Source organism: Escherichia sp. WS1265, assembly GCF_046487585.1.
GTDB classification, from domain to species: domain Bacteria; phylum Pseudomonadota; class Gammaproteobacteria; order Enterobacterales; family Enterobacteriaceae; genus Escherichia; species Escherichia coli.
In genome coordinates, this window is sequence record NZ_JBJQJE010000024.1 from 46,547 (window position 1) to 58,778 (window position 12,232).

Here is a 12,232-nt window from a genome sequence, read left to right on the forward strand (position 1 = left end):
GATCCGACATTACTCGTTCAGCAACGTCAGCAGAGTTCGCGTTCGCGCTTCCATCAGCGGCACATCACCGCGTGATTCCACATTCAACCGCACCACCGGTTCGGTGTTGGAGGAGCGCAGGTTAAAGCGCCAGTCGGCAAAGGTCATGCTGATGCCATCGGTGCGATCCACCGCCAGCGCCTCGCGGCTAAAATGCTGTTCGACGCGATTAATCGCCTCAACGGGTTGCGCCAGTTTGCTGTTGATCTCACCGCTTGCCGGAAACGCCGCCATCCGGTCGCGCACCAGTTCGCCCAGCGTTTTTCCTTTCAGGCACACCAGTTCGGCGACCAGCAGCCATGGGATCATGCCGCTGTCGCAGTAAGCGAAATCACGGAAGTAATGGTGGGCGCTCATTTCGCCACCGTAGATGGCGTCTTCCTTGCGCATCCGTTCTTTAATAAAGGCGTGTCCGGTTTTCGACATTACCGGCGTGCCGCCTGCAGCAGTCACCACATCAATAGTGTTCCAGGAGAGACGCGGATCATGGATGATCTTCGCGCCGGGATTTTTTTCGAGGAACGCTTCTGCCAGCAGGCCGACAATGTAGTAGCCCTCGATAAACTGCCCTTTTTCGTCAAACAGGAAACAGCGGTCAAAATCGCCGTCAAAGGCTATGCCCATATCCGCGCCGTGTTTGATGACCGCATTGCGGGTGTCGTCGCGGCATTCTGGCAGTAGCGGGTTAGGAATACCGTTGGGGAAATTGCCGTCGGGCGTGTTGTGCACTTTGATGAATTCCACGGGCGCGCCGAGGGCTTTAAAGCGGGCTTCAATGGCGTCCACCACCGGACCCGCTGCGCCATTCCCGGAGTTGCTCACCAGCTTGAGCGGCGTGAGATTTTTGACATTGATATAACCGAACAGGTGATCAACGTAAGCGTCACGCAGGTTGATTTGCTGATAGCGACCGCGTTTGGTTTCATCGACTGGAGGGAAGTCGTTAGCTTCTGCCAGACGCTGGACGTCGCGCAGTCCGGTATCGCCGCTGATCGGGCGAGCCCCTTCGCGCACCAGTTTCATGCCGTTGTAATCCATCGGATTATGGCTGGCAGTAACTTCAATGCCGCCATCCACGCCGAGATGGAACGTGGCGAAATAGATCTCTTCGGTGCCGGACATACCGATATCCAGCACGTCAACGCCCGCATCCTGTAAACCTTTTGCCAGCGCCAGTTTTAAGGTTTCGCTGGTGAGACGGACATCACCGCCTAACACAATGGTTTTCGGTTTGAGAAATTCGCCATAGGCGCGACCAATGCGCCAGGCGATATCTTCATTCAGTTCTTCGCCTAATTTCCCGCGAATATCATAGGCTTTAAAGCAGGTTAATTTTTTCATGTCGTTACCCTTTTTCAGGCAATAGTTGGCCCTGACCGAAACGGCCAATTTTGTTTTTGTCGTTATTTACATCTCGGTTTCGCATTCATTGCCTGATGCGACGCTGCCGCGTCTTATCAGGCCTACAAACCCGAACCGTAGGTCGGATAAGGCTTTCACGCCGCATCCGACAGCCAGCGCCTGATGCGACGCTGCCGCGTCTTATCAGGCCTACAAATCCGAACCGTAGGTCGGATAAGGCGTTCACGCCGCATCCGACAGCCAGCGCCTGATGCGACGCTGCCGCGTCTTATCAGGCCTACAAATCCGAACCGTAGGTTGGATAAGGCGTTCACGCCGCATCCGACAAACAGCGCCTGATGCGACGTTTACACCCGTCCGTAGCGATCCGCGAAGCGCACCACATCATCCTCTTCGAGATAAGAGCCGGAGCGCACTTCAATTAAATCGAGCGGAATTTTCCCCGGGTTTTCCAGGCAATGCGTCGCCCCCAGCGGAATATAAATGGACTCGTTTTCACCAAGCAGTTTGATATCACCGTCGATAGTGACTTTTGCCGTTCCTGCGACCACCACCCAGTGTTCCGCACGGTGATGGTGCATCTGTACCGACAAGCCTTCGCCCGGTTTCACGGTGATGCGTTTCACCTGGTAGCGGTCGCCCGCGTCGATAGAGTCATATTTGCCCCACGGACGATAGACTTCGCGATGTACCCGATGCTCATGGCGACCATCGGCTTTGATCTGCTCGACCACTTTTTTCACATCCTGCACCGCGTTACGGTCGGCAATCAGCACCGCATCTTTGGTCTGCACTACCACCAAATCTTTCACCCCGACGGTGGTGACCAGGCCAGATTCGGCGTACACATAGCTGTTTTCGGTTTTGTGATTAATCACATCGCCGTGGCAAACGTTGCCCTCGGCGGTGTGGGCGCTGATCTCCCATAATGAAGACCAGGAACCGACATCGCTCCAGCCCGCATCCATCGGTACCACAACGGCATCTGCCGTATGTTCCATGACCGCGTAATCCACCGACTCTTCCGGGCAGGCGAGAAACGCTTTTTCATCCACGCGAATAAAATCGAGATCCGGATCGACGGCGCTCATCGCTTTTTCACAGGCATCGAGAATATCCGGGCGATATTTTTTCAGTTCTTCGAGATAGCGTCCGGCGCGGAACAGGAACATGCCGCTGTTCCAGTAATATTCGCCACTTGCCACATAGGCCTGGGCGGTTTCCAGATTCGGTTTTTCGACAAACTGCGCCACTTCAAAGGCCACCGTATCCTGCTCGCCCGCAGATACTTCACCGCGACGAATATAGCCATAACCGGTTTCTGGTAGATCCGGCACAATGCCGAAGGTCACCAGTTTGCCCGCTTCGGCATACGGCATGGCATTACGCACGGCGGCACGGAACGCGTCTTCATCGGCAATCACATGATCCGCAGCCAGCACCAGCATTAACGGGTCGCTCTCCGGACTATGACGTGTTGCCGCCAGCGCCGCCAGCGCAATGGCAGGTGCAGTGTTACGCCCTGCCGGTTCGAGAATAATGTTCTCGGTGAGTTTGTTCAGTTGACGCAGCTGTTCCGCGACAATAAAGCGGTGCTGCTCATTGCAAATCACCACCGGGCTTTCGCACTCCACGCCGTTCAGGCGGCAGATGGTGGTTTGCAGCATGGTGAGATCGCCTTTCAGGCATAAAAACTGCTTGGGATAAAGTACGCGGGAAAGCGGCCATAAGCGGCTACCGGAGCCACCTGCCATCACAACTGGATAGAGTTTCGACTGCGCCATAATTATCCCCGAATATCATTTATAAATTGACGTAACACGTTCTCTTTATCGAGCGTGCGTTCGGCATATTCACGTGCCACCGTGTTGTGTTTGGGCAGCAGGAGCGCCTGACGAATCCCCGCCACCAGCGCCTCGACCGATTCCGGTTCAACGCAAACCGCAATGCCCGGAAAGGTTTCGCAAAGCTGCCCCAGTTCTGTGTAGGCTTCAGCAGTAATCACCGCGTTACCGCCTACTGCCAGAATATTGGTCAGTTTCGACGGCAATACGGCATCTGCCGCGCCGCGTTTTTGCACCACCAGATGGCAATCGCCCATCTTCAGCAGTGCGGGTAAAGCGTCATACGATTGCAGCGGGAAAAATTGCATGTTGCGCAGTCCACGCTGCTGCGCCATTTTTTCCAGCCGCGCTTTGCCGCCGCCCTGCCCGACAATGGCAAAAATCAGCGGTTCATCGCGCAGGCGATCGGCAGCTTCAATAACGTTTTCCAGCCCCTGCTTTTCACCAATATTGCCGGAGTAAAGAATGATTTTTTTGTTATCCGGCAGGCCAAGCTGGTTACGAAGGGCGTCAACATCGGCATCTGCAACATGCTGAAAACGGGCAATTTCCGACCAGTTGGGGAAGAAGATGACGTTTTCCGCCGCCACGCCTTTTTCGATGGCTTTATTCATCATCGAACGCGAAATCGTGGAGACGTTATCGACGTTATGCAGTCCGCTACGTTCGAACGCCGTTGCCAGCTGTGCCACTTTGCTGCCTTTGCCTTTTCCGGCAAGGCCCAGCCCCAGCATGGCGTCCACTTCGTAATCCTGAATATGCAGCACGGTACGCGCACCAGAAAGTTTCGCCAGCAGGCGCATTCCCGGCGTGCAAAACAGCGTTGGCACCACGCCGATAATGCGATCCGGCTTCCAGCGACGTTGCGCCATCAGAGGAAAGAAACTGCTGACGGCAAAACTGCCGAGATGTAACAGGCGTTTCAGGGTGCTCGGCTGTTTTGGCACGTACAGCGGGCAGCGCCACACCGTGGCGGCCCCCTCTTCTCGTTTGTACCGCCAGGCGGAATAGTTCTCGCCCACCTGCCACTGCGGGTAGTAAGGCGGTGCGGTAATAACCCGCACCTCATGACCTTGTGCCGCCAGCCATTCCACCATCTCGCCGGTGTATTTGCCGATACCGGTTAACTCCGGCGAGTAGTTAATGCCGTAGACCAGTATTTTCATAATCCGGGTACTCCGGCTCGCTTCTCAGCGAGAAAATAGGCGCGGCTGTTAGCGTGAACATCGTTACTGGCGAGCAGCGCGTCCGGCGTCAGCCAGCGGTAATCGTCATGCTGCTCATCCGGCAGTAACAGATCTTCTTCAGCGACTCTGAAGCGAAAACCGAGCACCACATAGTGAGTGGTGAAATCCGTGCCGGAGAAGTTATCGTCATAAAAGTGCTGCCAGACACCGTAAAACTGGCCTGCTGTTATCGGCAGACGCAGCCCCAGTTCCGCCATCGTCAGCCGCTCGAATGCGGCTTCCAGCGTTTCGTCTTTCTGCACGCGCCCTCCCGGCACAAACCAGTAACCCTGCGCCGGGCGGTTGGTTCTTTTGCCAAGCAGAAACTCGCCGCGACTGTTCTCGACAACAAAGTCGAGAGAGACAAGCGGTGTGGAGCGCACTACCGTGGCAAAGTCTTCCTGACGTAAAAACATCATTACCCCCGAAAGCGGTCTTGATTCTCAAGGAACCACTGGTAAGTGCTGGCAAGCCCCGCTTCCAATGAGATTTCGTGATACCAGCCAAGCTGATGCAGGCGCGTCACATCCAGCAGTTTGCGCGGCGTACCATCCGGTTTACTGGCATCAAAAACCACCCGACCTTTGTAACCCACCACTTTGGCGATGGTTTGCGCCAGCTCGCGGATAGTGCAGTCAACGCCCGTGCCGACGTTAATGTGCGACAGCATCGGCTGGGTGTTCTCCAGCCAGACTTCATGCGCCAGCTCCATGACATGAATGCTCGCCGCCGCCATATCATCGACGTGCAGGAATTCACGCATCGGTGTACCGCTGCCCCACACCACCACGTCCGGTGCATTCTGTGCCGTCGCCTCGTGGAAGCGACGCAGCAATGCAGGGATCACATGCGAATTACTCGGGTGGAAGTTGTCGTGCGGGCCATACAGGTTGGTCGGCATGACTGAGCGGTAATCGCGTCCATACTGGCGGTTGTAAGATTCGCACAGTTTGATCCCGGCGATTTTGGCAATGGCGTAAGGCTCGTTGGTCGGCTCCAGCGTGCCCTGCAATAACTCGCTTTCTGCCATCGGCTGTTTTGCCAGTTTCGGGTAGATACAGGACGATCCGAGAAACAGTAGTTTGTTCACGTCGTTCTGATGCGCGGCGTGAATGATGTTGCTCTCAATCATCATGTTCTGGTAGATGAAATCCGCCGGATAGGTGTTGTTGGCAACAATACCGCCCACTTTCGCCGCCGCCAGATAGACCTGGTCAATACGTTCGCTGGCAAAGAAATCATGCACGGCGCGGCTGTCCAGCAGGTTCAGCTCGTCGCGGGTGCGTAATACCAGTTCCACATCACCGCGCTGTTCGAGCTGCCGCGTGATGGCGGAACCGACCATTCCACGATGGCCAGCGATAAAAATGCGTTGTTTACTCATGCTTATGACTCCAGCGCGATCGCCACGTCGTAGCCGTGAGATTTCAGCAGAGAGTGTTTTTTCGCCGCTTCGAGGTCATTAGCCACCATTTCAGACACCATCTCTCTGAGGGTGATTTCCGGTTTCCAGCCCAGTTTTTCGTGCGCTTTGGTCGGGTCACCGAGCAGCGTTTCAACTTCAGCCGGACGGAAGTAACGCGGATCAACGGCGATAATCACATCCCCCGGTTTAACGCCCGGCGCGTCATGCCCGGTGACGGAAACCACAATGCCCTTCTCTTCAACACCCGTGCCTTCAAAGCGCAGTTTGATGCCCAGCTGTGCTGCCGCCATTTCCACGAACTGACGTACGGAGTACTGAACGCCGGTCGCGATAACGAAATCTTCTGGCTGTTCCTGTTGCAGCATCATCCACTGCATTTTTACGTAGTCTTTGGCATGGCCCCAGTCACGCAGGGAATCCATATTGCCGAGGTACAGGCACGACTCCAGCCCCTGGGCGATGTTGGCGATTGCGCGGGTGATTTTGCGGGTAACGAAGGTTTCGCCGCGGCGCGGGGATTCATGGTTGAAGAGAATACCGTTACAGGCGTACATGCCGTAGGATTCGCGGTAGTTAACGGTGATCCAGTAGGCATACAGTTTGGCGACCGCATACGGAGATCGCGGGTAGAACGGCGTGGTTTCTTTCTGCGGAATTTCCTGCACCAGACCATACAGTTCAGAGGTGGAAGCCTGATAGAAACGGGTTTTCTTTTCCAGACCGAGGAAGCGGATCGCTTCCAGCAGGCGCAGCGTACCCATCGCATCGACGTCTGCGGTATATTCCGGTGACTCAAAAGAAACCGCAACGTGGCTCATTGCGCCCAGGTTGTACACTTCATCCGGCTGCACTTCACGCAAAATACGCGTCAGGTTGGAGGTATCACTCAGGTCGCCATAATGCAGATGGAATTTCGGGTTGCAGGTGTGCGGATCCTGATAAATGTGATCCACGCGCTCGGTGTTGAATGACGATGCGCGACGCTTAATACCATGCACCTCGTAACCTTTTTCCAGCAGAAACTCTGCCAGGTAAGAACCGTCTTGTCCGGTTACACCGGTGATGAGAGCGACTTTTGACATGTCTTATTCCTCTGTATTTTTTGAATTTATTCAGTTTCAACGCGTTCGCGTATCACCACTGCGGGATTCCCCCGGCAAACCACATTTGCCGGAAGCGTTTTAAAAACACTGCTTCGTGCACCCACGACGGTGCCGTCGCCAATCGTGACGCCAGGGGCAACAAAAACATCGGTTGCCAGCCAGCATTTCTCGCCAATCACAATAGGCGTAGCATTAATGGTGAAATGTTGACTTGCATGGTCGTGGCTACCGGTGCATAAATAACTTTTTTGCGATATCACCGAATGTGCGCCAATGGTTATTTCACCGAGGGTATATAAATTGACGTCATCGCCGACCCACGCGTAATCACCTAAGGTTAATTTCCACGGATAGGTAATTTTTACTGACGGACGAATAACTACGTTTTTTCCTATTTTTGCGCCGAATAAACGTAATAAAAATGCTCGCCAGCGATACAATACTTGTGGCGACCAGGCAAATATTGTTGCCTGTACTGCCCACCATAATTGCACTTTAATAGCGTTGCCGCCCCGGAACCCTTTCGGCACCGAGAAACCGCTTAAATCTTGCATTGGTTCTCCTTATATTCAGACTTTGTTATATAAGGCTTTCGTCTTTGAGGTAGTACGTTGGCGTAAATGCCAGGATAATTCAGCCCAAAAGCCAGGTACATGTAATATTTGTCGTTGGACTTTTTTCGCGTCAGCACACAATTCCATATTATTGGTGGTAGATACCCCACCCATGGAAAATTCAGACACCAGGCCATTGAGTTTTTTAAATGCATAACCGGCTTTATACATTTTGGCTGCCAGCGCGTAGTCGGAAGAAACTTTATACTCCAGGTCATAACGCCATTTTTTCAAGCCGGATACAGGGAAAAATATCGCCTGATGACTGGCGGGCAGGCTGTGATAAATATACCAGCCCGGTTTGGCGCTACGTTTAATTTTATGCCCGTCGCCAAAATCCAGCAGCGCATCGCCGGTGATCATCATGTTATCTTTTTGCATTTTTAACTTACGGACAAAATTTGCGGCATCCTGATGAAAAATATCGCCCGAATTGAGAAACAACGCGAACTTGCCTTGTGCCATCGTAATGCCTTTGTTCATGGCGTCGTAGATACCGTTATCTGGCTCGCTGACAAAGCGTAGGTTATAGATACCATTGAGATTTTCCAGATACTCACGGGTGCCGTCATTGGAACCGCCATCGACAACAATCCATTCGAAGCTGATATCTTCCGCCAGCGCCAGATGCGCCAGCGAGGCATGTGTTTTGACTATCCCTTCGAGGTTACGAAACGCGACAGTGATTATGCTAAGCAACATGTTCTTATTCTTACCTCGTAATATTTAACGCTTTTCGCAAAATAAACGGACAGACGATTAAAAATGCATATTCCGGGCTAAATATCGAACCGGTAAAAAACAGCGACACCGGAGTAAAAAGATATAATTGCACGCGAAAATTGCGGTTATCACCAAAAGCGTTGATCATCATTTTTATCACTTTCCCCATGTACCACAGCGATAAAAACACTGCGAACCAGGAAAAATAAATAATCAGCAGATACAAACCATTGTCTATGGTTTTTCCGACATCCGCACCGTTAAATATTCCGAATGATGCGACATATTCATAAAGTGAGCCAAATCTGACTACACCGTCAATATGGGTCAAAGAATAACCGACCATCACCAGCGGACCGACAATACGATAATACGATGACGATCCTTCCGTACCTAAATCGCCCAGACGGGTGGAAATATAAGGAAATGCAATTACCACACCAACCAGGAATACAGCCAGAGAAATCAATGCTAACGGTAACTTTTTCTTAATCGCCTCTTTATTCAGATATTGAAATGCCCACTCCAGCAAATAAAACAGGATAAAGGTCATAACCCCTGAAAACGATCCGGATAATATTATCCCTGCGAGAATCATAGCATCTGTTTTAGGCGTTTTGATACCAAACTGTTTGATGCTGAGCCAAATTGAGATTAATGCCAGAGCGAAAAATGCCGGTTCGAAATAAAGTGCTGTCGTGCGCTTGCCGCCGAATTTGATGAAATTCAGCACATAGCTGTTGCTGTAAATCAGATATTTCGAAATCGACTCCATAATACTGCTGCCGCCGGTGAGGATAATTTGCGCCATCTCCACCGCCGCCAGCGCCACCACCAGCCCGACCACCAGATAAAAGAAACGTAATATCTTGCGATGGTTGTGTGGCGAAATCGTTTTAAAGCGAATACTCCACACCATACCAATAATGATCACGATATAGACAAACAGCATAGTTGAAGTGACGTATTTACTGGCATCCAGCGACTGACCAAACAGATAGTTAAACGCCGTGAGTCCCGCGCCAATCCCTAAGGCAATCATCAATTTTTTAACGCTGATGCGTTCTAAAAACAGCAGTAACAAAACAGGTAAAAAAGTTACGATGGTGATGGGGAAACTTTCACCAAGCTGGGCGATTTTGACGTTAACCAGCAGGTAGATCAGCGGCAGCAGCAGGTAGCTACAGATTCTGATAGAAGTTGACATACTCCTCCAGCATCTGTTGTCCACTGTAAGCGGCACGGCTGCGTTGGCTGAACTCAGCCAGCGTGGTACCAAATATCGCCTGCGCGATTTCCGGTTTGCTTAACTGCACCAGTTGCAGCACCTCTTCTTCGCTGACGGTTTTACCGCCGGATTTTTGCAACACTTCCCGCGCCGCATCGCTATGGGTGGCAATCACCGGCACGCCAATCGATAGCGCCTCACACAAAATCAGCGGGTAGTTATCGACGCGAGAACTGAATACCAGCGCATCCATCTGATTGAGCGCGCTCATCAGCTTACGTTTGTCGGTTTCAAAGCCGTGATTAACCACGTTGCCAGCGGTGAACGGCGAGAACTTACCAAAGGTATGCAGTTCAATTTTGTCGCCCAGCGCCATCATCTCGCGTACCAGTTGCTGGTTAGTTTTGCCGTCGTAACGCAGATCATGCGCCACCACCGCGATTTTCGGCTTGCCCTGGGTTTCGCGCACCGGAGGCAAGTCCGCCAGAATCGCTTCAGTTGCCATATCAATGCCATTATTGATAATCCGGCAACGCCCTGGACCGTACAGGCTATTGAAAGCGTCAGCCACATGCTGGCTGGGGGAAATAAACTGACAGCCCAGCGCCAGCATCTCACGGAATAACTGGCGTTTGCCCGCCACCAGTTGGTGTGCGCGATCAATCTTCACCGGCGGATAGTTATTTAAGGTCGGGCATTTCTGGCAGCCTGTTTTCCAGCCTTCGCAACCGTCGGTAAAGGCGCAGCGTCCGGTAACACTCCAGTGGTCGTGCAGCGTCCAGACCAGAGTGACGTCCGGTTTATGGTTTTTCACTTTTTCGCAAAAGCGCACCACGCTCTTAAGATTTAGCCAGTAGCTGTGCAGCACATGAAAATGCAGGACCACCGGACCCGCTGTGCGAGTAATGGTGCGATATAACTCATTGAAATTGCCAAACAGATCGCGATTAAACAGACGAAACAGAGCAATATTCGCCATCGCGGTCATCCGCGGCGTATGTTTGATGACCTGCGGATAGTTCTGATGGCTGACGCTCTCTTTGCCGCCTTTGCCGTAACCGTAGACAAAATGTGACGCCAGCCCCTGTTGCAGCGCACGCTGGTGGAGATCTAACGCCACACCTGCTGCCCCGCCTTCCGCCAGTCGCACATTAAATTGCAAAATATTCATTTAATTACCTTCACTCGCGCTTTTTCTCCCACCACCAGCGCGTTGGCCGGGACAGAGTCGAGCACCACGCTGCCCGCGCCCACGGTGACGTTGTTACCAAGCGTGATATCACCAAGAATAATGACGTTGGCACCGAGTTCGACGCCGTTGCCAATGTGTGGACATGCCATGTTATCGGCACCACGATTGCCGATAGTGACGCCGTGGCGAATGGTAAAATCATCCCCCGCTACCACGTTTTTATTGATCACGACGGCGTAACCGTGATGGATAGTAAAGCGGCGGCCAATGGTCGCGGCAGCCTGGATTTCATAACCGAAAAAGCATTCGGTGATAATGCGATACAGCACCAGCAGCGGGGCCGCCCACAGATTGTTGAGGACGTTCTTTTTGCGCCACACCGAACAAAAATGAGCAACACGATAGGCAAGAACCATGCAGCACGGGCGTAAACTCCAGCTGTTGGCGCGCAGATCTTCCAGCATCTTTAGCGCCCCCGAATACCATCAGCCAGACGTTTGCCGTTACGCACCGACAGCAGCGTCAGCAAAGTGCGCCAGGTCATACGTTTATTGCGGATCTGGTAGAGGGTAAACAGCTGATATTTTTTGCTGGCGCGGTCGAATTTGTCTTTGTGCTTGCGGTAAAAGTGGAAGTACCCGGAGAATTTTTTCGGTGACGAGGTGATCTGCATTTCACCGTGATTGATATGCAGGATCTGCGTCGCCTCTTCTACTTTCCACGGTTCGCCGTACTCCACCACCATCCGCAGGAAGATGTCGTAATCCTGTGCCGCTTTCAGTTCGGTATCGAACAAACACTCTTTGAAACGCCATGCCCAGGTAAAGACCTGGTTGCCAATGATATTGCGTTTGTAGAACAGGCGGCGTGAATACGGCGATTTGGGATACAGCGGCAAGCTTGCCGGTTGGGAATAGACTTCGCCCTGGCAAACGTAGTCGTTAGCGTACAAAAAGGCGTGTGTGACCAGTTGCTGTTTATGGGCGAGGAAGACGCTCAGACGGTTGGGTGTCCATTCGTCATCATCATCGATCCCGGTGATGTATTCCCCTTGCGCCAGCATAATCGCCTGGTTACGCACCGCGCACGCCCCGCTGTTAATGTCGTTGTGGATGTAAGTGATACGCGGATCGTTGAGGGCAGTGACGTACTGTTGCAGTTGTTCCCAGGAGGTGGAGCAATCATCCACGATGATCATCTCCCAGTTGCTGTAGTCCTGGCGCAGGACCGATTTTATCGCCCGAATCGCCAGTTGTTGGCGGTTCCAGGTCGGCATATAGATTGAGATCAGCGGATTGTCTTTCATAGGTTGTTCTCCCGGAGTGTCGAGATGTTCTGCCGGTTTATAAGCTTGTTTACGGGTTCTGTTGCCGGATGCGGCGTGAGCGCCTTATCCGGCCTACGGAGCTGGTTTGCTTGCCGGATGCGGCGTGAACGTAGGTCGGATAAGATGCGTCAGCATCGCATCCGACAGC

General features: G+C 52.6%; 12 protein-coding genes. All 12 read right to left on the reverse strand.

All coding sequences use genetic code 11. From position 1 onward, the window contains the following. Positions 1-9 precede the first annotated feature (9 nt). Complete coding sequence (cpsG, locus tag ACJHX3_RS20670; protein WP_138217210.1) at positions 10-1,380, reverse strand: colanic acid biosynthesis phosphomannomutase CpsG; 1,371 nt, start codon at positions 1,378-1,380, stop codon at positions 10-12. Between the two features lie 368 nt (positions 1,381-1,748). Beyond that, a complete protein-coding gene (cpsB, locus tag ACJHX3_RS20675; RefSeq protein ID WP_024243380.1) occupies positions 1,749-3,185 on the reverse strand; it encodes a mannose-1-phosphate guanyltransferase in 1,437 nt (478 codons plus the stop codon). A gap of 2 nt (positions 3,186-3,187) precedes the next feature. Beyond that, positions 3,188-4,411 (reverse strand): colanic acid biosynthesis fucosyltransferase WcaI, encoded by a 1,224-nt coding sequence (gene wcaI / locus ACJHX3_RS20680; RefSeq protein ID WP_001718496.1) that lies wholly within the window; start codon positions 4,409-4,411, stop codon positions 3,188-3,190. Beyond that, positions 4,408-4,887, reverse strand: coding sequence for a GDP-mannose mannosyl hydrolase (gene gmm, locus ACJHX3_RS20685; protein ID WP_024243381.1), 480 nt, complete (start codon positions 4,885-4,887; stop codon positions 4,408-4,410). Before gmm ends, wcaI begins: the two co-directional genes overlap by 4 nt. A gap of 2 nt (positions 4,888-4,889) precedes the next feature. Continuing rightward, a complete protein-coding gene (gene fcl / locus ACJHX3_RS20690; protein ID WP_000043623.1) occupies positions 4,890-5,855 on the reverse strand; it encodes a GDP-L-fucose synthase in 966 nt (321 codons plus the stop codon). Between the two features lie 2 nt (positions 5,856-5,857). Continuing rightward, positions 5,858-6,979, reverse strand: a complete 1,122-nt coding sequence (gene gmd / locus ACJHX3_RS20695) for a GDP-mannose 4,6-dehydratase (protein WP_000048190.1) — start codon at positions 6,977-6,979, stop codon at positions 5,858-5,860. 26 nt (positions 6,980-7,005) lie between these two features. Continuing rightward, entirely contained in the window at positions 7,006-7,554 is a 549-nt protein-coding gene (wcaF, locus tag ACJHX3_RS20700) for a colanic acid biosynthesis acetyltransferase WcaF (RefSeq protein WP_001153550.1), read from the reverse strand. Positions 7,555-7,569: 15 nt separating this feature from the next. Further along, the gene (gene wcaE, locus ACJHX3_RS20705) at positions 7,570-8,316 is read right to left on the reverse strand and encodes a colanic acid biosynthesis glycosyltransferase WcaE (RefSeq protein ID WP_021562645.1); all 747 of its coding nucleotides are present in this window, start codon (positions 8,314-8,316) and stop codon (positions 7,570-7,572) included. 10 nt (positions 8,317-8,326) lie between these two features. Further along, positions 8,327-9,544 (reverse strand): colanic acid polymerase WcaD, encoded by a 1,218-nt coding sequence (gene wcaD / locus ACJHX3_RS20710; RefSeq protein WP_000107816.1) that lies wholly within the window; start codon positions 9,542-9,544, stop codon positions 8,327-8,329. After that, positions 9,519-10,736, reverse strand: a complete 1,218-nt coding sequence (gene wcaC, locus ACJHX3_RS20715; protein ID WP_001023871.1) for a colanic acid biosynthesis glycosyltransferase WcaC — start codon at positions 10,734-10,736, stop codon at positions 9,519-9,521. The genes wcaD and wcaC overlap by 26 nt, the downstream gene beginning before the upstream one ends. Beyond that, positions 10,733-11,221 carry a colanic acid biosynthesis acetyltransferase WcaB gene (wcaB, locus tag ACJHX3_RS20720; protein WP_072658076.1) on the reverse strand — a complete coding sequence of 163 codons (489 nt, stop codon included), beginning with the start codon at positions 11,219-11,221 and terminating at the stop codon, positions 10,733-10,735. Before wcaB ends, wcaC begins: the two co-directional genes overlap by 4 nt. 2 nt (positions 11,222-11,223) lie before the next feature. Beyond that, complete coding sequence (gene wcaA, locus ACJHX3_RS20725; RefSeq protein WP_000654503.1) at positions 11,224-12,063, reverse strand: colanic acid biosynthesis glycosyltransferase WcaA; 840 nt, start codon at positions 12,061-12,063, stop codon at positions 11,224-11,226. Positions 12,064-12,232: the final 169 nt, after the last annotated feature.